Below are 22,046 nucleotides of genomic sequence, written 5' to 3'. Positions count from 1 at the left end.
CCTGTGGAATGGCGCCCGACGGACCGCCCGGAGGTCCATGTTTGAACTGGTCAGACCACCGCCGGCAATGTCATCCTGTCCTCGAAAGCTCGGATCAGGGGGCGGTGGCGGCTTAGATGGACCCGGAGACCGAAGGTGAGCCGGCGGGCGGTCAGACCGGAACGGCCGCACGGCGATCCGGCACGCCGGGCGCTACGCAGCTCGCCGTGACGGCGCTGCAGAGGATGATCGCGGGTGGCGATTTCGCCCCGGGCGGCCCGCTGCCGCCGCAGCGCGCGCTTGCCGCCACGCTCGACATCAGCCGCGCGACGCTGCGCGAGGCGCTCTCCATCCTCGCCACGCTCGGCCTCGTCTCCATCGAGCCGGGACGCGGCACCTATGTGCGGGCGACTGCGGACGAGACCCCCGAGCACCAACCCGCGCCCTCCTGGCGTTTCGCCGCCCGCTATTCGCCGGCCGAGGTCTACCAGTTCCGCTACATTGCCGAGAGCCACGCCGCCCAGCTCGCCGCGATGACACATTCCGCGACCGAGATCGCCGAGCTTCGGGACAATCTCGCCCGCCTGCGCGCGGCTGCACAGGCCACCGACCTCGCCGCCTTCGCGCAGATCGACTTCGAGTTCCACCGCCTCATCATGCGCTTCTCGCGCAACCGGCTGCTCGCCGACATGCATGCGAGCTTCGGCCGCGTGCTGCTGGAAAGCTCGCGCTTGCCGGCCCGCCGCGACCGGCTGTGGGAGCCGGTGCGCGAGCACGAGCGCATCCTCGAAGCGCTCACCATGGGCGACCCCGAAGGCGCCGGCTATTACATGCGCCACCACATCACCCGCACCGCCGATCGCGCGGGCATCGCACTGGCGGAACTTGTCTAAGCTCACGCGCCCGCCATCCCCATCGCCCCGCCGGAACCTGCGGGTACCGCGTAGGGGGAGAGCTCGCGCTTCAGGAACCCGCCATCGCCCGGCGCGCCGACGATGCGCCGGTCCTCGGCCATCACCTTGCCCCGCAGCAGGGTCATCACCGGCCAGCCGGTCACCACCATGCCCTCATAGGGCGTGTAGTCGGCGGCGTGGTGCATGAGAGACTGGGTGATCGTCTCCTTCCGGTTCGCGTCCCACAGCACGATGTCGGCGTCGAAGCCGGGGGCGATGGAGCCCTTCTTCGGGTAGAGGCCGTAGATCTTCGCATGGTTGGTCGAGGTGAGCGCCACGAACTCGTTGAGCGTGATGCGCCCTTCCACCACGCCCTTGGAGAACAGGATCTGCATGCGCGTCTCGACGCCGGGAATGCCGTTCGGCACCCAGCGAAAGGAGGTGCGCGCCTTCGGGTTCAGCTTGCCCATCTCGCCCTCGTAATAGAAGGCGCAATGGTCGGAGGAGAAGGTCTGGAACACGCCGGTGCGGATGCCTTCCCAGATGGCGTCCCAGCTGGCGTGGTCGCGCGGCGGCGGCGAGCAGACATATTTGCCGCCGCTCTCGTCCATGTTGAGGCCCTTCATGTCCTCGGCGGTCAGCGCCACATATTGCGGGCAGGTCTCGCCATAGACCTTGAGGCCCTTCTGCTGCGCCCAGCGGATCTGCTCCATCGGCTCGCGGCCGGAGACGTGTACGACCATGATCGGCACGTCGGTCAGCTCGGCATGGCTGATGGCGCGGTGCGTCGCCTCCCGCTCCACCGACTGGGGACGGGAGGTGCCGTGATAATAGGGCGCCGTCTTGCCGGCGGCCTCCAGCTTCTGCGTCATGAAGCGGATGGCGTCGTAACCCTCGCAATGGACCATGACGAGGGCGCCGCAGCCGCGTGCGCAGTCGAACACGTCGAGCAGCTGGCGGTCGTTCAGCACCAGGTCGTCATAGGTCATGAAGACCTTGAACGAGGTGTAGCCGTCCTCCACCAGCGCCGGCAGTTCCTGTCCCAGCACGCTCGCCGTCGGGTCGGAGATGATGAGGTGGAAGCCGTAGTCGCAATAACACTTGCCCTCCGCCTCCTTGTGATAGTCCATCACGCTCTGGCGCAGGCTCGCTCCGCGCGGCTGGAGGGCGAAGGGCAGCACGGTGGTGTTGCCGCCCGCGATGGCCGAGCGCGTGCCACTCTCGAAATCATCCGCCATGGCGGGACCGCCAAAGGCCGGCTGGGCGAGATGGACATGGCTGTCGATGCCACCGGGCATGACCAGCAGGCCCGAGGCGTCGATCTCCTTCGCCCCGCCGGTCAGGCTCTCGGCCACCGCGACGATGCGCCCGCCGCGAATGCCGACATCCGCCCGCACCGTGTCGGAGGCGGTGACGACGGTGCCGCCGCGGATGATTGTATCGAACTCGCTCATGGCGCCTCGCTGGAGGGTTGTTCCGAAGGAAGCACGCCGCCCGTCCGTTCCGGTCGGCGCCCGTCTGTGGTCTGACCAGTTGCGAGGATCGCGCGGCCGGGCGCGGCCGGCAATTCCAAATTTCGGGCGTCGCAACGCCTGCCGAATAGGCAATCCGCGTATCCGCGCGGCACTCAACGCTCGCGCCATCGGCCTCGCGAGTGCGGTAAACTGGTCAGACCGCATTCCCCATCGGCGCGCGAGCCGGCTATAGTCCGTGCACACGCCCGCCACTCCACAGGAGCCCGCCATGCCCGCCCCCACCGACAATCTGCGCATCGACGGCTCCCGCCTGTGGGACAGCCTCATGGACATGGCGCGGATCGGGCCGGGAGTGCGCGGCGGCAACAACCGGCAGGCGCTCACCGATGCCGACCGGGAAGGCCGCCTGCTGTTCATGCGCTGGTGCGAGGCGGCCGGCCTCACCCTCGGCGTCGACACCATGGGCACCGTCTTCGCCCGCCGCGAGGGCACCGACCCGGACGCCGCGCCGGTCATGATCGGCTCGCATCTCGACACCCAGCCGACGGGCGGCAAGTTCGACGGCGTGCTCGGCGTGCTCGGCGCGCTGGAGGTGGTGCGCACGCTGAACGATCTCGGCATCCGCACCCGCCATCCCGTCGAGGTGGTGAACTGGACCAATGAGGAGGGCTCGCGCTTCGCTCCGGCCATGGTCGCCTCGGCCGTGTTCGCCGGCGTGCTCGGGCTTGAGGAGGCCTATGCGCGGCGCGACGCCGAGGGACTCGCGCTCGGCGCGGAGCTGGAGCGCATCGGCTTCAAGGGCGAGGAGCCGGTCGGCCAGCGCCGTCCCCACGCCTATTTCGAGCTGCATATCGAGCAGGGCCCGATCCTGGAGGACGAAGGCGTCGACATCGGCGTCGTCACCCACGGGCAGGGCGTGCGCTGGCTGGAGGTGACGCTGACCGGCCGCGATGCCCATACCGGCTCGACGCCGATGGGCCGCCGGCTGAACGCCGGGCTCGGCGCCGCGCGCGTCGTCGAGCTGGTGGACCAGATCGCATGGGCCCACGCCCCGCACGCGGTCGGCGCCGTCGGGCAGCTCAACGTCTACCCCAATTCGCGCAACATCGTCGCCGGCAAGGCGGTGTTCACCATCGACTTCCGCTCGCCGGACCTTGCCGTGCTCACCGCCATGACGGACGAGCTGCGCACCGGCGCGGCGGCCATCGCCGAGAAGATGGGTCTCGGCCTTTCCATCGAGGAGGTGAACGCCTTCGATCCCGTCGCCTTCGATCCCGTTCTGGTCGGTCGGGTACGCGAGGCGGCGGAACGGCTCGGCTATTCCCACCGCGACATCGTCTCCGGCGCCGGGCACGATGCCTGCTGGGTGAATAAGGTGGCGCCGGCCGCCATGATCTTCTGCCCCTGCGTCGACGGACTCAGCCACAATGAGGACGAGACCATCACGCCGGAATGGGCGAGCGCCGGCACGGACGTGCTGCTGCACGCCGTGCTCGCCACCGCCGGGGTCGCCGACGCGGAAGAGTGAGCCCGGCACCTCGGCCGGCCGCCCTCACATCTGCGCGGCGGTGAAGACGCCGAGCCGCCGCAGCAGCGCCTTCTCCAACTCCAGCACCACCATCAGCCCGACGCCGACCGCGACGATCATCACCCCGTCAAGGAAGGCGATCGGGCGGGTGTCGAAGATCGCCTGCATGACCGGGAGATAGGTGAAGGCGAACTGCCCGGCAACCACCGCCACTAGTGCGACCAGCACCGCCGGCGTGCCGAGCGCGCCGCGCCAGGTGATCGAGTTCATGTGCAGGAAGCGCACATTGAACAGGTAGAAGATCTCCATCACCACCAGCGTGTTGACCACGATGGTGCGCGCCATCTCCAGCCCCTGCCCGCGCCACAGCGACAGCGCGAACATGGCGAAGGCAACCAGGGTGAACAGCAGCGAGACCAGCACCACCCGCCAGAGCATGAAGCGGGTCAGCAGACCGGTGCGGGAAGGGCGCGGCGGGCGCGCCATGATGCCGGGCTCGGTCGGTTCGAAAGCCAGTGCGAGGCCGAGCGTCGCCGAGAGGATGAGGTTGATCCAGAGGATCTGGGCCGGCGACATCGGCATGGTGATGCCGAGCAGGATGGCGGCGATGACCGCCAGCACCTCGCCGCCATTGGTCGGCAGCGTCCAGGCGATCATCTTGCGGATGTTGTCATAGACGGTGCGCCCCTCCTTCACCGCCGCGACGATGGAGGCAAAATTGTCGTCGAGCAGCACCACTTCCGCCGCCTGCTTGGCGGCCTCGGTGCCCTTGCGCCCCATGGCGATGCCGACATCGGCCTGCCTGAGCGAGGGCGCGTCGTTCACCCCGTCGCCGGTCATCGCCACCACCGCACCGGTCGATTGCAGCGCCCGTACGATGCGCAGCTTGTTCTCCGGGCTGGTGCGGGCGAACACCGCCGTGCGCGCGGCGATGCCGACGAGATCGGCGTCGGAGGCGGCGTCGACCTGCGCGCCCGTCACCACGACGGGATCGTCGGCGAGGCCGAGCTGCCGCGCGATGGCGCCGGCGGTGGCGGCGTGGTCGCCGGTGATCATCGTCACCGCGATGCCGGCGCTGCGGCATTCGGCGATGGCGGCCACCGCCTCCGGACGCGGCGGATCGATGAAGCCGATCAGTCCGAGGAAGTCGCAGCCCTCGCTCACATCCGGGAAGTCGAGCCGGGCCGGCGGCGCATCGAGACGCTTCGCCGCGAAGCCCAGCAGGCGCTCGCCCTGCGCCGCCGCGCGGGCGATGGCGGCTTCCCACAGGCCGCCGGGTTCGTAGCAGATCGCCAGCACATCCTCCGGTGCGCCCTTGACGAAGATGGCGGCCTCGCCCTGCGGGCCCCGGTGCAGGCTCGCCATGAAGCGGTAGGCGGCGTCGAAGGGAATCTCGTCGAGCCGCCCCCAGCTTCCGCGCTCGACCGCCGGGCTCAGGCCCGCCTTGACCGCCAGCGACACCAGCGCGCCCTCCATCGGGTCGCCCTCGACGCGCCAGATGCCTTTCTCATTGTGCAGATGGGCGTCGTTGCACAGCAGCCCGCAGCGCAGCAGCTCGTCGGCCTCAATGGCGGGATCGCCGGCGCCCTGCCAGGCGAGCTCGCCCTCGGGGGCGTAGCCGGTGCCGGAGACCTCGATCTCCACGATGTCGCCTCCGCGCGCCAGGATCAGGCGCCGCGCGGTCATCTCGTTGCGGGTCAGCGTGCCGGTCTTGTCCGAGCAGATGACCGAGGTGGCGCCCAGCGTCTCCACCGCCGGCAGACGCCGGATCACCGCGTTGCGCGCCGCCATGCGCCGGACGCCGATGGCCAGCGTGATGGTGATGACCGCCGGCAGCCCCTCCGGCACCACGCCGACGGCGAGCGCCACCACGGCGATGAGCGCATCCGTCCATCCATAGTCGCGCACCCCGACGGCGAACAGGAACAGCGCCGCCGCACCTCCGATCGCCAGCCAGGTGAAGCGGCGGGCGAAGGCATCGACCTGCCGCAGCAGCGGCGTCGCCAGCGGCTCCACCTCGGCGATCAGCCGGCCGATGCGCCCAATCTCGGTGTGCGGCCCGGTGGAGACGACAATGCCGGTCCCCTGCCCGGCCGCTACCGTGGTGCCCGAGAAGGCCATGGAGTGCCGGTCGCCGAGCGGAGCGCCGGAGGCGGCGGGCTCTTCGCGTTTGGCGGCCGCGACCGATTCGCCGGTGAGGATCGCCTCGTCGATCAGCATGCCGCGCGCGCGGATGAGCCGCGTATCGGCCGGCACGCGGTCGCCTGCCTCCAGCAGCACGATGTCGCCCGGCACCAGTTGGTGGGCGTGGACGCTGACGCGCCGGCTGGCGCGCATCACACTGGCGTGCGGGGCGATCATGCTGCGGATGGCCCGCAGCGCCTGCTCGGCCTTGCCCTCCTGCACGAAGCCGACAGCGGCATTGATGAGCACGACGGCGAGGATCACCCCGGCGTCGATATGGTGTCCGAGCGCCAGCGCCGCGGCCGCGCCGGCCAGCAGGAAATAGATCAGCGCGCTGTTGAACTGCGTGAAAAAGCGCAGCAGCGGATGCCGGCCAGGCGGCTCGGGCAGCGCGTTCGGCCCGTGCCGCGCGAGGCGGGCGGCGGCTTCCTCGACGCTCAGCCCCGATGCAGCGACGGCAAGGCGGCCGGCAACCTCCTCATGGGTCAGCGCGTGCCATTCGGCAGCCGGGACGACCGGCGCGGTGTCGTAAGCCGGGTGAGCGGCAGGCGTGGCGGCGGCATCGTTCATCGGTCCGGGAACGCTCGGCTGACGTTGCGTGATCTCGTCAGCCTAGGCGGATGAGGCCCACCCGCCTTCCGGACTTTCCCCTACCTGCCGATTCGGGCGGGGCAGGTTGATTTCAACGCGGGGCGCGCTTGGCGAGGATACGCTGGAGCGTGCGGCGGTGCATGGAGAGGCGGCGCGCCGTCTCGGATACGTTGCGCCCGCACAGCTCGTAGACGCGCTGTATGTGCTCCCAGCGCACCCGGTCGGCCGACATCGGGTTCTCGGGGAGCTGGGGCTTGTAGTCGCCCTGCGCATTGAGCGCGGCGCAGATATCGTCGGCGTCGGCCGGCTTGGCGAGGTAGTCCACCGCGCCCATCTTCACCGCATTCACGGCGGTCGCGATGTTGCCGTAGCCGGTGAGGATGATGCCCCGCGCCTCGGGCCGGCGGCGCTTGAGCGCCGAGATCACGTCAAGGCCGTTGCCGTCGCCCAGCCGCATGTCGACCACCGCGAAGGCCGGCGCGCCGCCTTCCACGCTGGCGAGCCCGTCCGCCACCGTCTCGGCCGTGGTAACGGTGAAGCCGCGCGATTCCATGGCGCGGGCGAGACGCTGCAGGAACGGGCGGTCGTCATCGACGATCAGCAGCGTGCGATCCTGCATTTCCGACGTGGCATCAAGCATTTCGAGCATTCCCAGAGGCCCTCCGTGCCGTTCGCGCAGCCTTTCGACGGCTGGGCGGAAATCCACAGGCAGGGCGGGCGACGTCTTTCCCGTTCGATTTTGCGGCGAGTTTATACTCCGCGCGCGGCAAGCGCAAAACACGCCGCCCTGAGGCGACGCCAAGCGCCTCGCGCCCTACATGCCCGAACCTCACGCCGACGCGGATTCGTCGTCGCGCGCCTCGCGCTCGCCGGAAATGTCGATCACCTGCCGCAGCCAGCGCACACTGACCATGGCGCCATGCGCGGGCGGGGGACGGTTGACGAAGGCGAGCTCGGCGCCGGAGCGCTCCAGCAGCGTCTTGGCGATGAACACGCCGAGCCCGAGGCCCTCCTGCCCTTCCTCGCCCTCAGTCACCGCGTCGCGCCGCCAGCGGTGGCGGCCGCGGCTCGTCACATAGGGGGCGCCGATGCTGTCGACCAGTTCGGGGGGAAAGCCGGGGCCGTCATCGGTGACGGTGATGGTAACGTCGAGCTCGGTCCAGCCCGCGACGATGTTGACCTGGCCCTGCGCGAAGTCGACGGCGTTCTCGACGATGTTGCCGAGACCGTAGAGCAGGCCGGGATTGCGCGCGATGATCGGCTCGTCACCGGAGCGCGAGGGCAGCGTCACCTCGATGGAGATGCCGAAATTACGGTGCGGCGCCACCACGTCCTCAATGATGTGGGAGATCGGCATGCGGTCGAAGGGCGCGTCGCCGGCGCCGAGCGAGGTCAGCGTGCGCAGTATGGCGCGGCAGCGGTCGGCCTGTTCGCTCACCAGACGGATATCGTCGCTCAAGGGGCTGTCGGAAGGGAGCGAGCGGCCGAGTTCCTTGGCGACCACGGTGATGGTGGCGAGCGGGGTGCCGAGCTCATGGGCGGCGGCGGCGGCCAGCCCGTCGAGCGCGGAGAGATGCTGCTCGCGCGCCAGCACGAGCTCGGTGGCGGCCAGCGCCTCGGAGAGCTCGCGCGTCTCCTCCGCGACCCGCCAGGCATGCACGCCGATGAAGGCGATGGCGATGGCGAGCGCCAGCCAGATCGCCACCAGATAGATCGGCGGCAGCACCGGCGGCGCGCCAATGGCCCCGTCCGCCGACCAGGGCAGCGGCATCTGCCACAGCCCGACCAGCGCCGCGCACACCGCCGCCAGCACGCCGAGCAGCACGGTGGTGCGTGGCGACAGCGCGGTCGCCGAGATCAGCACGGGGGCGAGGAACAGCAGGGCGAAGGGGTTGGCGAGGCCGCCGGTGAGGAACAGCAAGGCGGCAAGCTGGAGGATGTCATAGGCCAGGAGCCATGCGGCCTCCGCATCCGACAGCCGCCGGGCGCCCGGATTGCGCAGCCGCAGCGCAAGGTTCAGCCAAGCCGACAGCGCCACAACGGCGAGGCAGGCGCCGATCGGCAGCGGCAGGCCCAGCAGCCACTGCACGACGACGATGGCCAGCGTCTGGCCGGAAATCGCCAGCCAGCGCAGGCGGATGAGCGTGTCGAGCCGCAGCCCGAAAAAGCGTTCGCCAATGGGATGGTCGAGCGAGAGCGACATGAGGTGGGCCCCGTCCGGGCGCCGGTGCGGGCGCCGCCAGACCCTCTATAGACGCAGAGCCGGCGCAAGCGCGAGAGCGTGCGCGCGTTGACGGCGGCGCGAAAGAGCCTATCTATGCTGCAACGCACAAGAAGTGCGGCGCCCAACGTGGCAGGAAAGAGCGGCCCCGGCGAGGGACTTCAGGCCGGGCCGACGCAGGAGGATTGCATGGCAATCGGCGTATTCGGTGACGTGCCCGACGCGGTCGACGTGGTGGCGACCCCGCCCTCGACACTTGAGACGGTCTCGGCGCTGTCCAAGCCGCTGTACTGGATGTTCGAGATGGGCCACGCCGCGCTCGACCCGCTGCGGGTGATGGCCGATGCCGGCAAGCTGTTCTACCGCAACCCGGCCAACCCGCTCGCCCATACCGGCTTCGGCAAGACCATGTCGGCCTCCTTCGAGATGTTCGAGCGCACCACGCGGCGCTACGGCAAGCCGGACTGGGGCATCGACGAGACCGTGGTCGGCGCCACCCATGTGCCGGTCGAGATCGAGACGGTGTGGCAGCGGCCCTTCTGCCGGCTGCTGCATTTCAAGCGCCTGTTCCCGCACGCGCCGCGCCGGCCGCAGCCGCGCATGCTGATCGTCGCGCCGCTTTCCGGCCATTACGCCACGCTGCTGCGCGGCACGGTGCAGACCCTGCTGCCGACCCACGACATCTACATCACCGACTGGGAAGACGCCCGCAACGTGCCGATGGCCGAGGGGCGCTTCGACCTCGACGACTATATCGACTACCTCATCGAGATGTTCCGCCATCTCGGCGGCGGCGTGCACGCGCTGGCGGTGTGCCAGCCGGCGGTGCCGGTGCTCGCCGCGGTGGCACGCATGGAGGCGATGGACGACCCCGATGTGCCCGCCTCCATGGTGCTGATGGGCGGGCCGATCGACACGCGCGAGAGCCCGACGGCGGTGAACCGCTTCGCGCAGGAGCGCGAAATCGACTGGTTCCGCCGCAACGTCATCGCCACCGTGCCGTGGCCCCATGCCGGCGTGATGCGCCAGGTCTATCCCGGCTTCCTGCAGCTGCACGGCTTCATGTCGATGAACATCGAGCGCCATCTGCAGGCGCATGCCGAGATGTTCGGCCATCTCGTGAAGGGCGACGGCGATTCCGCCGCCAAGCATCGCGAGTTCTACGACGAGTATCTCTCGGTGATGGACCTGCCGGCGGAATATTACCTCCAGACGCTGGAAACCGTGTTCATCGACCATTCGCTGCCGAAGGGCGAGATGACCCATCGCGGCGAGCCGGTCGACACCTCGAAGATCCGCAACGTCGCCCTGCTGACCGTCGAGGGCGAGAACGACGACATCTCCGGCGTCGGCCAGACGCGGGCGGCGCACCGGCTCTGCCCCAACCTGTCGGACGACAAGAAGGCGCACTATCTCCAGCCGACGGTCGGCCATTACGGCGTGTTCAACGGCTCGCGCTTCCGCGCCGAGATCGCTCCCCGCATCGCGGATTTCGTGCTCTCGCACAACTGGCCGCGCAAGGGCCACAACCGGCCGGAATGAAACAGCGGCCTACAGGCCGGCCTCCCAATAGGGCGGATCGCCGAAGGCCTCGCGCAGGCAATCCGCCAGCGCGCGCAGCTTGGCCGAGGGGCGGCGCCCCTCGGGATGCGCGACATAGATAAATTCGGCTTCCGGCTCTGCGCCGACGTCGAGCACGCGCAGCGCCCCGGCCCTTATGTCCGGTCCGGCGATGAACAGCGGCAGCAGCGTGATGCCGAGCCCGGCTTTCGCGGCGTCGCACATGACGACGCCGTTATTGACCCGCAAGCCGGGACGACCGCGCACCTGCACCGCTTTCTCCCCGACCTCGAAGCGCCAGTCGGCGATGCCGCGATGCGTGTAGAAGATGCCGCGATGGCCCTCCAGCTCGTCGAGGTTGCGCGGTGCGCCGTTGCGTTCGAGATAGTCGGGCGAGGCGACCAGCACGCGGCGGCTGCGCGCGAGGCGCCAGGCGGTGAGCGGACTGTCGCGCATCGGCCCGTGCCGCACCACGCCGTCATAGCCTTCCGCCTGCGCGTCGACGCGCCTGTCGTCGAGCTCGATGGTCAGGTCGATCTGCGGATGCCGACGCAGGAAAGGGTAGAGGGCCGGGCCGAGATGCAAGGCCGTCAGCGTCACCGGGGCTGAAATGCGCAGCGGGCCTGACAGCGTGCCGCGCCGCTCGGAAAGCGTGGCCGCCGCCGTCTCCAGCCCGCGCAGCGAACTCGACGCCAGTTCGAGGAAGATGAGCCCGTCCTCGGTCAGCGTCAGCCGGCGTGTCGAGCGGTGCACCAGCCGCGCGCCCAGCTCGCGTTCGAGCTGGGCCAGCCGGTCGCTCACCACCGACTTCGCCAGCCGCAGCCGCCGTGCCGCCTCGCTGATCGAGCCGGCCTCGGCGATGGCGACAAAGGCGGCGATGCCGTCCAGTTTCATCGTTCGGCTTTTCCGGACCGGGTTTCCGATACGCGCAGGCTAATCCGAACGCGACGTTATCACCATACTCCTTGCCGACACGCCGCCATGAGCGGTCTTGGACATTGCGAGGAGACATCGATGGGACGTCTTGATGGAAAGGTAGCGCTGATCGCCGGCGCCAGTTCCGGCATCGGCCGGGCGACGGCAACGCTGTTCGCGCGCGAGGGCGCGAAGCTGGTGCTCGGCGCCCGGCGGCAGGCCGAGCTGGACGCGCTGGCGGCCGAGATCGGCGCGGCCGGCGGCACGGCGGCGGTTCTGGCCGGCGACGTGCGCGACGAGGACTATGCCCGAACCCTGACGGCACTGGCGCTCGACCGCTTCGGCCGGCTCGACATCGCCTTCAACAATGCCGGCACGCTGGGCGAGAAGGGGCCGAGCACCGGCGTCTCGGCGCAGGGCTGGGCCGACACGCTGGCGGTGAACCTGACGGGCGCCTTCTTCGGCGCCAAGCACCAGATCGGCGCCATGCTGAAGACCGGCGGCGGCTCGGTGATCTTCACCTCCACCTTCGTCGGCTACACCACGGCGTTTCCCGGTCTTGCCGCCTATGCGGCCTCGAAATCCGGGCTGATCGGGCTCACCCAGGCGCTGGCATCCGAGTTCGGGCCGCAGGGCATACGGGTCAACGCCGTGCTGCCCGGCGCGGTCGAGACGGAGATGTACCGCGAGGCCAACGACACGCCGGAGGCGCAGTCCTTCATCACCGGCCTGCACGCGCTGAAGCGGGTCGGCGCGCCGGAGGAGCTGGCGCGCTCGGTGCTCTATCTCGCCTCGGACGATTCGTCCTTCGTGTCGGGCACCGCGCATCTGGTGGATGGCGGGCTGTCGATCACCCGCACCTGAGGGGACGGCGGCGGTGCCTTGCCGGCATCGCCGCCCGCTCAATGCCGGCTCGGTGCGCCGGCTTAGCGCGCGGGCTCAATGAGCTCTTGCGAACATCTCGTTGAACGAATAGCCGGAGCCGCGCACGGTGCGGATGGGGTCGGGCTGGCGCGGGCGGTTCAACGCCTTGCGCAGGCGCCCGACATGCACGTCGACCGTGCGCTCGTCGATATAGACGTCCTGCCCCCACACGCCGTCGAGAAGCTGCTCGCGCGAATAGACGCGGCCGGGCGACTGCATGAGGAATTCCAGCAGCCGGAACTCGGTCGGGCCGAGATGCAGCTCGCGCCCGGCGCGATGCACGCGCTTGGTCTCGCGGTCCAGTTCGATGTCCCCGGCGCGCAGCAGGGTCGAGATGTGCTCGGGCTTGGCCCGGCGCAGCAGGGCGCGCACGCGCGCCACCAGCTCGGGCACCGAGAACGGCTTCACCACATAGTCGTCGGCGCCGGTGGCAAGGCCCCGCACGCGCTCGGTCTCCTCGCCGCGGGCGGTGAGCATGAGGATCGGCATGCGCTCGGTCTCCGGCCGCGCCCGCAGGCGCCGGCACAGCTCGATGCCGGAGAGGCCGGGCAGCATCCAGTCGAGGATGAGCAGGTCCGGCACGCTCTCGCGCAACCGGGTCTCCGCCTCGTCACCGCGCGGGACGCTGTCGACCGCGTAGCCTTCCGATTCCAGATTGTAGCGCAGCAGGAGGGTGAGGGGCTCCTCGTCCTCCACGATCAGAATATTGGTCGGCATCGTCTGCTGTCCGATCGCTCGTCGCCCCGCGCCGGCCCAGCGTATGGCAAGGGCCGGCCCGGGACGGGGCTCAAGCCGGGAAGGCCACGCTGGTCAGGCTGCTGGTGTCCTGCTTCGGACGCTCCTCGGTGAGAAGCTGGCCGGTGGTCAGGTAGTGCACGGTCTCGGCGATGTTGGTCGCGTGGTCGCCGATGCGCTCGATGTTCTTGGCGCAGAACAGCAGGTGCGTGCACAGCGAGATGTTGCGCGGGTCTTCCATCATGTAGGTGAGGAGTTCGCGGAACAGCGAGGTGTAGAGCACGTCGACCTCGCCGTCGCGCTGCCACACGTCGAGCGCGCGCGCCGCATCGCGGCTGGCGTAGGAGTCGAGCACCACCTTGAGCTGTTCGAGCACGATGCCCGACATGTGTTCGACGCCGCGCACCAGCTTCTGCGGGTGAAACTCGCCGGTGAGCGCCAGCACGCGCTTGGCGGTGTTCTTGGCGAGGTCGCCGATACGCTCCAGATCGTTGGCCACGCGCATGGCGGCGACGATCTCGCGCAGATCGCCGGCCAGCGGCTGGCGGCGGGCGATGGTGAGCACCGCCTTCTCCTCGATCTCCCGCTGCAGCAGGTCGACCGGGCCGTCGAGCACGATCACCTTCTGGGCGAGCTCGGCGTCGCGCTTCACCAGCGCCTGCACGCTGTCGGCCACGAGACGCTCGGACTGGCCGCCCATCTCGACGACGCGGCGGCCGAGTTCCTTGAGGTCGGTGTCGAACGACGAGACGATATGGTCGGTCATGGGTCTAGCCTCTCTCGTCGCCGGATCAGCCGAAGCGGCCGGTGATGTAGTCGCGGGTGCGGGCTTCGCGCGGATTGGTGAAGATCTCGGCCGAAGGACCGGCCTCGATCAGTTCGCCGAGGTAGAAGAAGGAGGTGATGTCGGCGCAGCGCGCCGCCTGCTGCATGTTGTGCGTCACGATGACGATGGTGAATTCCTGCTTCAGCTCGTCGATCAGATCCTCGATCTTCGAGGTCGAGATCGGGTCGAGCGCCGAGGTGGGCTCGTCGAGCAGGATCACTTCCGGGCGCACCGCGATGGTGCGCGCGATGCACAGACGCTGCTGCTGGCCGCCGGACATGCCGAGCGCCGAGGTGTGCAGGCGGTCCTTGGTCTCTTCCCAGATCGCCGCCTTGCGCAGGCACCACTCGACGCGCTCGTCCATCTGCGACTTGGAGAGGCTCTCGTGCAGCTTCACGCCGAACGCAATGTTGTCGTAGATCGACATGGGGAAGGGCGTCGGCTTCTGGAACACCATGCCGATGCGCGAGCGCACGACGGTGGAGTCGAGCTGCTTGCCCAGCAGGTCGGCGCCGTCGAGCAGGATCTTCCCTTCCGCGCGCTGGCCCGGATAAAGCTGGTACATGCGGTTGAAGATGCGCAGCAGCGTGGACTTGCCGCAGCCGGACGGGCCGATCATCGCGGTGACGCGCTTCTCGGGGATGTCGAAATTGATGTTTTTCAGCGCGTGGTTGTCGCCGTAGAAGAAGTTCAGCTTCTCGACCTTGAGCTTGGGCTCTGCCGAGGGCGCGGTGGCGCGGTTGACGGCGGAAGCGATGTCGATCGACGTTTCGGGAGCGAAGTTCATGGTCCGTCTCACTTCATCTTCGCCAGGACGAGGCGGGAAAGGATGTTCAGGGTCAGGACCCCGACGGTGATGATGAGGGCACCCGCCCAGGCGAGCGCGACCCAGTCCTCGAAGGGGCTGGCAGCATATTGGTAGATGGCGATCGGCAGGCTCGCCATCGGGGCGTTGAGGCTGATCGACCAGCCATTATTGCCGAGCGAGGTGAACAGCAGCGGCGCGGTCTCGCCGGCGGCGCGGGCGACCGCCAGCAGGATGCCGGTGACGATGCCGGCGCGGGCGGCGCGCCAGGTCACGAAGGTGACGACCTTCCACTGCGGCGCGCCGAGCGCGAAGGCCGCCTCGCGCAGGCCGATCGGCACCAGGTTCAGCATGTCCTCGGTGGTGCGCACCACCACCGGGATCACGATGATCGCCAGCGCCATGGCGCCGGCCCAGCCGGAGAAGCCGCCGAAGGGCACGACAAGGAGCTGGTAGACGAACAGGCCGATGAGGATCGAGGGCGCGGAGAGCAGCACGTCGTTGACGAAGCGCACGGCATTGCCGACCGAGGTACCGCGCCCGTTCTCGGCGAGGAAGGTGCCGCAGAGCAGCCCGACCGGCGTACCGATCGCCAGCGCGACGCCGATCTGGATCAGCGAGCCGACGATGGCGTTCAGCAGACCACCGCCGGCGCCGGGCGGAGCGGTGATCTTGGTGAAGACGTGCGGGCCGAGGGCCGGCAGTCCGCGGGCCAGGAGGGTCCACAGGATCCAGGCGAGGAAGACGAGCGACAGCGCGGCGAAGCCGGTCGAGATCAGCTTCACGGTGTAGTCGGTGGCGCGACGGCGGGCGAGCGATGCCATGATGATGTGTCCTCCGCTCAGCCCTTGGTCCGCACCAGCAGGCGCGAGAGCGCCAGCACGATGAAGGAGATGACGAACAGGATGAAGCCGAGCTGCAGCAGAGCCTGCAGCTTGAGCGAGCCGGTCGAGGCCTCGGGAAATTCGTTGGCGATGGTCGAGGCAATGGTGGCGCCCGGCGCGAAGAGCGAGGCCGACATGCGCGTGGCGTTGCCGATGACGAAGGTCACGGCCATCGTCTCGCCGAGCGCGCGGCCCAGGCCCAGCATGACGGCGCCGACCATGGCGGTACGGCCATAGGGCACCGAGACGTTGCGGTAGACCTCATAGGTCGTGGCGCCGACGCCATAGGCGGATTCCTTGATCATCGGCGGCACCGATTCCAGCACCTCGACGAACATCGCGGTGATGAAGGGCAGGATCATGATCGCCATAATGAGGCCGGCGGTCAGCATGCCGGCACCGAGCGGCGGGCCCTGGAACAGCGCGCCGATCACCGGGATCGGGCTGAGCCAGTCGATCAGCGGCGGCTGCACATAGGCGGCCATCAGCGGGACGATGATGAAGAAACCCCACATGCCGTAGATGATCGAGGGCACGGCGGCGAGGAGCTGGATCGCCACGCCGATCGGCCGGCGCAGCGGGCCGGGGGCGATCTCGGTGAGGAAGAAGGCGATGCCGAAGGACAGCGGCAGCGCCACGATCACCGCGATGACCGCGCTGAACAGCGTGCCGAACACCATGACGCCGGCGCCGAAGCGCTCGGTGACCGGGTTCCAGGTGGTGGACCACAGGAAGCTGATGCCGAACTCGCGCAGGGCGGGAAGGCCGCCCTCGAAAAGCATCGCGATGATCAGGCCGAGCAGGATGAGAACGAAGATGCCGCAGCCCCACAGGAGCCCGACGAACACCGGATCGCTGATACGGCCGGTCGGCTTGTGCGCGGTGACGAGGCCGGTCGCCTGCGCTCCGCTTATAGTGGCGTCCATTTATGTGGTCCTTCGGGCGTCCCCGACCCGCGCCGCAGGGCAGCCGGCCGGAAGCATGACACAGGAGGCTCGGGCGGTGGTGAAGCGACGGCGCCAGCCTACGCGGCAGCCGGCAGGACGAGAAGGGGCGGCCGCAGTCGCGGTCGCCCCTTCCGCATCGGAGAGAGGGTCAGTTCGTCCAGACGGCCTTGCCGTCGGCCTTCACTTCGCTCGCCCAAGCCTTCTTGATCTCCTCGACCACCGGACCCGGCAGCGGGATGTAGTGCAGCTTCTCGGCGATGGCGTCGCCTTCCGCACCGTAGGCCCAGTCGAAGAACTTGATGACTTCGGCCGACTGGGCGGCGCTGGTCGGGTTCTTCGGCAGCAGGATGTAGGTCGCCGAGGTGATCGGCCAGGCGCCGTCGCCGGCGGTGTCGATCATCGAGGCGGCGAAGTTCTTGGCGTGGGTCCAGTCCGCCGCCTCGGCAGCTTCCATGAACGCCTTGACGCTCGGCGTCACGACCTTGCCGGCCTTGTTCACGAGGTCGGTGGTGGCGAGCTTGTTGGCGGCAGCGTAGATGAACTCGACGTAGCCGACCGCGCCCTTGGTGTTCTTCACGGTGCCGGCAACGCCTTCATTGCCCTTGGCGCCCGCGCCCGTCGGCCACTGGACCGAGGTGGCGGCGCCGACATTGGCCTTCCAGTCCGCATTGGTGGCGGCGAGGTAGGAAGTGAACACGAACGACGTGCCCGAGGAGTCCGAACGGTAGACCGGGACGATGGCGACGTCAGGCAGCTTCTTGCCCTTGTTCAGCGCCTCGATCTTGGCGTCGTTCCACTTGGTGATCTTGCCCTGGTAGATGTCGGCGAGCACGGCGCCGTTCAGCACCAGACCCTCGACGCCGTCGAGGTTGACGATGGCGACCACCGAGCCGATCACGGTGGGGAACTGCAGCAGGCTGGCGGATTCCAGCTTGTCGTCCTTCATCGGCGCATCGGAGGCGCCGAAGTCGACGGTGCGGTTGACGATCTGGTTCTGACCGCCGCCCGAGCCGATGGACTGGTAGTTCAGGCCCGTGCCGGTCTTCTCCTTATAGGCCGCAGCCCAGGCCTGATAGACCGGGGCCGGGAAGGAGGCGCCGGCGCCGTTGATGTCGGCGGCGGAGGCGGCGCCCGAAAAAGCGGCGCCGAGCGAGAGCGCCGCAGCGCCGAGAATATGGGTGAATTTCAAGGATCTTCTCCTTAGGTCGGGAGACCGGCTGCATCGCGGAAGACGCACCCGGATGCGCGATTGGCCGGAGGGCGGATGAGGTACACAGGACTCTTAGCGCCCCGTCGCCAAGGTTCTATGACCCTTGGATGAAGCCTTGATGACATCCCAAATAACTGAAAAATATCACTTTTTCTTGTCGTCGGCGGCAGCCGAAGCAAGCCGCACGGAGAATGTCGAGCCCGCGCCCGGCACGCTCTCTATGCCGAGGCGGCCGCGGTGCCGGGCGACGATGTGCTTGACGATGGCGAGGCCGAGGCCCGTGCCGCCCTGCTCGCGCGAATGCGCGGTGTCGACCCGGTAGAAGCGTTCCGTGAGGCGCGGCACATGTTCGGGCGCGATGCCGGGCCCGTAATCGCGCACCGCGACGACCGCATCCGCGCCCTCGCGCGCAATGCCGATCTCGATGCGCCCGCCCGAGCCGCCATATTTCAGCGCGTTCTCGACGAGGTTCTCGAAGACGCGGATCAGCTCGTCGCGGTCGCCGCGCACATTCACCGGCGGGGCGGGATGGTCGAACGAGATCTCCACCCCGCGCTCGCGGCCCAGCGGGCCCAGCGCGTCGCGCACATGGCTGATGACGGAGACGAGGTCGACCTCCGCCTCGGGGCGCAGATGTGCGTTCAGCTCGATGCGCGAAAGCGAGAGCAGGTCGTCGATGAGGCGCGACATGCGCCGGGCCTGCTCGCCCATGATCTTGAGAAAGCGCTCGCGGGCATTGGCGTCGTTTCGCGCCGGGCCCTGCAGCGTCTCGATGAAGCCGGAGAGTGAGGCGAGCGGCGTGCGCAGCTCATGGCTGGCATTGGCGATGAAGTCGACCCGCATCTGCTCGACGCGGCGCTGCGGCGTGAGGTCGACGAAGCCGAGCAGCACCGCCTCGGTCGGGGCGCCCTCGCGCACCAGGCCGGGGCGGATCGGCACGATGTCGGCGCGCAGCCAGCGGTCGATCGGCACCCGCTCGGCGAATTCGATGCGGCGCGGGCGCCCGTCGGCCGCCGCTGCCCGCAGCGCCTCCAGCACCTCGGGCACGCGCACGGCGAAGGACACCGGGTCGCCCACCCGCACGCTCGCCAGCAGCCCCACCGCGCCGGCATTGGCGGCCAGCACCGTGCCGCGCGCGTCGAGCAGCAGCGCCGGGTCGGGCAGCGCGCGCACCAGCGCCGGCAGGCGCTCCTCCTGGCGCGGGGCGGGCCTGGGCTCGCCACTGAAACGGGCGAGCGCGGCCGCCACCGGCCTCCGGCGTGCCGGCAGAAGCGCGGCCGAGGCAACCAGCGCGGCGATGAGGAAGGCGGCGCTCGGCTCGATGGCGCCGAACCAGCTGGCGACGGCCAGCCCCGCCGCCGCGGCCGACAGAATCCAGCGCGCGCCCATCAGGCGCTCGCGCAGCGTGTCTTCCGTCAAACGCGTCGAATCCCCGAGGGCCATGCCCGACGTTTCCTGCGAACCGCTTCTCTGGATATGCTGTTTCCGCCCCGCGCGGGAAGGGGATTCGGTCCCCCGGGCGCGAATCGAGGACGGGCGGCACATCGCCCCTTATGTTACAGTCGAGAGGCTTCCATATGACGAAGAAGCCAGCCCGCGCCGCCGCGACATCCGGGCGTGCCGAGAATGTCTCCGCCGACAAGGAAGCGGGAGCGGAGGCCCGGCCGGGCAAGAAGCCGAAAGCCAAGGCCGCCAGGGCCAAGACCGGCAATGCCGCCGACCGCGCTCTCGCCGCCGCCATCGCGTCCTTCCGGGTCGACGAACCGCTTTCGCCGCTGATCGACGCCCGTGCCTATGCGAGCGGGGCCTATCCCTATGCCGACCGGCCCAAGCGCAAGAGCTACGAGAAGGAGCTGCACGCGCTGCAGATCGAGCTGCTCAAGCTGCAGGAATGGGTGAAGGCCACCCATGAGCGGGTGGTGATCGTGTTCGAGGGGCGGGACGCGGCCGGCAAGGGCGGCACCATCCAGCGCCTCACCCAGCACCTCAACCCGCGCTTCGCGCGCGTCGTGGCGCTCGACAAGCCGAGCAGCATCGAGAGCGCGCAATGGTATTTCCAGCGCTATGTCGCCCACATGCCGCCGCGCGGCGAGATCGCGATCTTCGACCGCTCCTGGTACAACCGCGCCGTCATCGAGCCGGTGATGGGCTTCTGCACCCCGGCGGAGAGCGCGCATTTCCTCGAACAGGTGCCGGCCTTCGAGAAGATCCTGATGGATGACGGCATCCGCCTGTTCAAGATCTGGCTGGATGTCGGGCGTGAGATGCAGCTCAAGCGCCTGCATGCGCGCTACCGCGACCCGCTCAAGCGCTGGAAACTGTCGCCGGTCGACTTCGCGGCGCCCGCCCGCTGGGGCGCCATCTCCGCCGCCCGCGACGCCATGTTCCTCGCCAGCCAGGAACCCGCGCCCTGGACCGTCGTGCTCGCCAACGACAAAATGCGGACGCGACTTGGTGTCATACGTCAAATTCTTGCCCAGATACCGTATGAGGGCAGGGACGACCGGGTGGTCGGCATTCCTGACCCGGCGATCGTGCTGGACGCACGGGATTTCCTTGGACGTCCGTCCATGGCGGCTTCTGAACCATAGGCCTGATTGATGCGCAGCCTCGAAATCGCGGCACTGGTGCTCGGCGTCGGAATGTCCTTCGACGCCCTCGCCGCGACGGCGGCCGAGCCGCTGCCGCTGCCGGCGGTGGACTATCGCGTGCGGGCCAAGGCGCCGCAGGGCTCGCAGATCGACGTCGCCCATCACGAGGGGCGCCTGCGGATGGACGTGAGCAACGAGGTGCTGCTCGGCACCATGACCGGGCTGGTCGATCTCGGCCAGAGCGAGGTGGTCTTCATCGTCGCCGTGCCGGGCATGGACACCATCGCCGTGCGCACGACGCTGCCGACCGGCTATTCCTTCGCCGACGCGGCGCGCGAGGGCACGCGCGCGGGAGCCGACAAAGTGGCGGGCGAACCCTGCGATCTCTGGCAGGTCGCCGTGAAGGCGGGCCAGGGGCCGCTGGAGAGCTGCATCACCTCGGACGGCATCGTGCTGCGCAGCACGGCGGTCGTCGACGGCAAGCCGACGGTGATCTTCGAGGCGCTGGAACTGGAGCGCGCCGCGCAGGACCCGGCCCGCTTCGCGCTGCCCAAGGGCGTGAAGGTGAACAAGCTCCCCGCCAGCATGCTCGGCCTGCTGCCGGGCTTCTCGCGCTAGCGGCGCGGGCGGTGGGGAAACCTAGCCGGCCGCGCGGCGGCGCGTATCGCCCTCCGCCCCGGTTTCCGGTGCGCCCTCTTCCGGCTCGATCACCGGCAATGCCGCCAGCGGATCGGGCGAGATGCCCTTGCGGGTGGCGAGACGGCGGCGGCTGAGCAGCAGCTCACGCGCGCCCATGATGATCAGCGCCAGCGCGAAGGGCGTCACGTAATAGAGCAGGCGCAGCAGGAGCAGGGCGCCGAGCAGCGGCTCCTTCTCGAACTGCGGCAGCGCCACCAGCATGGCGGCGTCGAACACGCCGAGGCCGCCCGGCGCGTGGCTGGCGAAGCCGAGCAGCGTCGCCGAGATGAACACCACGCCGAGCGCGATGGGGTCGATGAACGGGGCCTGCGGCATCAGCACATACATGGCCGCCGCGCAGAAGGAGAGGTCGACGATGCCGATGACGATCTGCATCAGCGTCAGCCGCGATCCCGGCAGCGTGACCGTCCAGTGCCCCTCGCCCACGCCGATGCGGCGCGGCTTCAGCCCGACCCAGACTACGTAGCCGGCAAGCCCCGTCAGGAGCGCGAGGCCGATCAGCCGGTTGACCCAGGGCGGCAGCTGGTCGACGGCGCTCGCCGCCCAGGGCTCCACCGTGATGCCGAGGCCGAGGATCGCGATATTGCCGAGCCAGAAGGTCAGCCCGGTGACGAAGCACAGCTTGGCGACGTCCACCGCGCCGAGCCCGTGCGCCGAATAGATGCGGTAGCGCACCGTGCCGCCGGTGAAGGCGGAGAAGCCGACATTGTGGCCGATGGCGTAGGAAGTGAACGAGGCCAGCGCCGCCGTGCGGTAGGGCACATGCGGCTTGCCGATCGTGCGCAGCGCGAACCAGTCGTAGAAGGTCAGGGTGGAATAGGCACCGGCGACGAACAGGGCGGCGAGCCCGATGCGCCACGGCGCGGTGCCGGAGATCGCCTCCCACACCTCGTCCGGGCGGATGTTGCGCAGCATCTCGTAGAGGACGGTGACGGCGATGCCGATGATGACGAGGCTGGCGACGAGGCCGAGCGTGTGCCAGCCGATGCGCTCGCGCAACCAGCCGGTAATCAGCTTCAGCCCTTTCATCGCGCCTTCATCCTCCCGATCGTGCCGGATTGCCCGGCAGCCCTAGCAGA

General features: G+C 69.1%; 19 protein-coding genes. 6 read left to right on the top strand and 13 right to left on the bottom strand.

The window, feature by feature from the left end:
- Nucleotides 1–116: 116 nt before the first annotated feature.
- A complete protein-coding gene (locus MWN33_RS03240) occupies nt 117–872 on the top strand; it encodes a FadR/GntR family transcriptional regulator (protein WP_247198717.1) in 756 nt (251 codons plus the stop codon).
- A gap of 2 nt (nt 873–874) precedes the next feature.
- Here the strand turns inward: MWN33_RS03240 and hydA are convergent, their stop codons facing one another.
- A complete protein-coding gene (gene hydA, locus MWN33_RS03235; protein WP_247198715.1) occupies nt 875–2,326 on the bottom strand; it encodes a dihydropyrimidinase in 1,452 nt (483 codons plus the stop codon).
- A 289-nt stretch (nt 2,327–2,615) separates the two neighbouring features.
- On the opposite strand from hydA, the gene MWN33_RS03230 reads away from it, so the two are divergent.
- Nucleotides 2,616–3,875: a Zn-dependent hydrolase gene (locus MWN33_RS03230; protein ID WP_247198713.1), complete on the top strand. Its 1,260-nt coding sequence runs from the start codon at nt 2,616–2,618 to the stop codon at nt 3,873–3,875.
- A 24-nt stretch (nt 3,876–3,899) separates the two neighbouring features.
- Here the strand turns inward: MWN33_RS03230 and MWN33_RS03225 are convergent, their stop codons facing one another.
- The 3 genes from MWN33_RS03225 to MWN33_RS03215 form a co-directional block, all read right to left on the bottom strand.
- Nucleotides 3,900–6,629, bottom strand: coding sequence for an HAD-IC family P-type ATPase (locus MWN33_RS03225; RefSeq protein ID WP_247198711.1), 2,730 nt, complete (start codon nt 6,627–6,629; stop codon nt 3,900–3,902).
- Nucleotides 6,630–6,741: 112 nt separating this feature from the next.
- Nucleotides 6,742–7,290 (bottom strand): ActR/PrrA/RegA family redox response regulator transcription factor, encoded by a 549-nt coding sequence (locus MWN33_RS03220; RefSeq protein WP_281493564.1) that lies wholly within the window; start codon nt 7,288–7,290, stop codon nt 6,742–6,744.
- A gap of 189 nt (nt 7,291–7,479) precedes the next feature.
- Nucleotides 7,480–8,853 carry an ActS/PrrB/RegB family redox-sensitive histidine kinase gene (locus MWN33_RS03215; RefSeq protein WP_247198708.1) on the bottom strand — a complete coding sequence of 458 codons (1,374 nt, stop codon included), beginning with the start codon at nt 8,851–8,853 and terminating at the stop codon, nt 7,480–7,482.
- A gap of 207 nt (nt 8,854–9,060) precedes the next feature.
- On the opposite strand from MWN33_RS03215, the gene MWN33_RS03210 reads away from it, so the two are divergent.
- Entirely contained in the window at nt 9,061–10,413 is a 1,353-nt protein-coding gene (locus MWN33_RS03210) for a polyhydroxyalkanoate depolymerase (RefSeq protein ID WP_281493563.1), read from the top strand.
- A 9-nt stretch (nt 10,414–10,422) separates the two neighbouring features.
- Here MWN33_RS03210 and MWN33_RS03205 read toward each other — a convergent pair whose 3' ends face one another.
- Complete coding sequence (locus tag MWN33_RS03205; RefSeq protein WP_247198706.1) at nt 10,423–11,325, bottom strand: LysR family transcriptional regulator; 903 nt, start codon at nt 11,323–11,325, stop codon at nt 10,423–10,425.
- A gap of 120 nt (nt 11,326–11,445) precedes the next feature.
- Here MWN33_RS03205 and MWN33_RS03200 point away from each other — a divergent pair, with 120 nt between their 5' ends.
- Entirely contained in the window at nt 11,446–12,210 is a 765-nt protein-coding gene (locus MWN33_RS03200) for an SDR family oxidoreductase (RefSeq protein WP_247198704.1), read from the top strand.
- A 75-nt stretch (nt 12,211–12,285) separates the two neighbouring features.
- Here MWN33_RS03200 and phoB read toward each other — a convergent pair whose 3' ends face one another.
- From phoB to MWN33_RS03165, 7 genes are all read right to left on the bottom strand, one after another.
- On the bottom strand, nt 12,286–12,987 hold the full coding sequence (gene phoB / locus MWN33_RS03195) for a phosphate regulon transcriptional regulator PhoB (RefSeq protein ID WP_247198702.1): 702 nt from the start codon (nt 12,985–12,987) through the stop codon (nt 12,286–12,288).
- A gap of 70 nt (nt 12,988–13,057) precedes the next feature.
- Nucleotides 13,058–13,771, bottom strand: coding sequence for a phosphate signaling complex protein PhoU (phoU, locus tag MWN33_RS03190; RefSeq protein ID WP_247198700.1), 714 nt, complete (start codon nt 13,769–13,771; stop codon nt 13,058–13,060).
- A 25-nt stretch (nt 13,772–13,796) separates the two neighbouring features.
- Nucleotides 13,797–14,618, bottom strand: a complete 822-nt coding sequence (gene pstB, locus MWN33_RS03185; RefSeq protein WP_247198699.1) for a phosphate ABC transporter ATP-binding protein PstB — start codon at nt 14,616–14,618, stop codon at nt 13,797–13,799.
- Nucleotides 14,619–14,626: 8 nt separating this feature from the next.
- Nucleotides 14,627–15,460 carry a phosphate ABC transporter permease PstA gene (gene pstA / locus MWN33_RS03180; RefSeq protein WP_247198697.1) on the bottom strand — a complete coding sequence of 278 codons (834 nt, stop codon included), beginning with the start codon at nt 15,458–15,460 and terminating at the stop codon, nt 14,627–14,629.
- Between the two features lie 17 nt (nt 15,461–15,477).
- Entirely contained in the window at nt 15,478–16,446 is a 969-nt protein-coding gene (pstC, locus tag MWN33_RS03175; protein WP_247198695.1) for a phosphate ABC transporter permease subunit PstC, read from the bottom strand.
- Nucleotides 16,447–16,615: 169 nt separating this feature from the next.
- Nucleotides 16,616–17,656, bottom strand: coding sequence for a phosphate ABC transporter substrate-binding protein PstS (pstS, locus tag MWN33_RS03170; RefSeq protein WP_247198693.1), 1,041 nt, complete (start codon nt 17,654–17,656; stop codon nt 16,616–16,618).
- 165 nt (nt 17,657–17,821) lie between these two features.
- Complete coding sequence (locus tag MWN33_RS03165) at nt 17,822–19,120, bottom strand: ATP-binding protein (protein ID WP_247198691.1); 1,299 nt, start codon at nt 19,118–19,120, stop codon at nt 17,822–17,824.
- Nucleotides 19,121–19,254: 134 nt separating this feature from the next.
- On the opposite strand from MWN33_RS03165, the gene ppk2 reads away from it, so the two are divergent.
- Both ppk2 and MWN33_RS03155 read left to right on the top strand, forming a co-directional pair.
- Nucleotides 19,255–20,268 (top strand): polyphosphate kinase 2, encoded by a 1,014-nt coding sequence (gene ppk2, locus MWN33_RS03160; RefSeq protein WP_247198689.1) that lies wholly within the window; start codon nt 19,255–19,257, stop codon nt 20,266–20,268.
- 9 nt (nt 20,269–20,277) lie between these two features.
- Nucleotides 20,278–20,886 (top strand): hypothetical protein, encoded by a 609-nt coding sequence (locus tag MWN33_RS03155; RefSeq protein WP_247198688.1) that lies wholly within the window; start codon nt 20,278–20,280, stop codon nt 20,884–20,886.
- A gap of 21 nt (nt 20,887–20,907) precedes the next feature.
- Here MWN33_RS03155 and MWN33_RS03150 read toward each other — a convergent pair whose 3' ends face one another.
- Entirely contained in the window at nt 20,908–21,996 is a 1,089-nt protein-coding gene (locus tag MWN33_RS03150; RefSeq protein ID WP_247198686.1) for a putative bifunctional lysylphosphatidylglycerol flippase/synthetase, read from the bottom strand.
- Nucleotides 21,997–22,046: the final 50 nt, after the last annotated feature.

Source organism: Ancylobacter koreensis (assembly GCF_023016525.1).
Lineage (GTDB): Bacteria > Pseudomonadota > Alphaproteobacteria > Rhizobiales > Xanthobacteraceae > Ancylobacter > Ancylobacter koreensis.
Note: the sequence above shows the minus strand (reverse complement) of the source record. Positions and strands in the feature narration are given on the sequence as shown.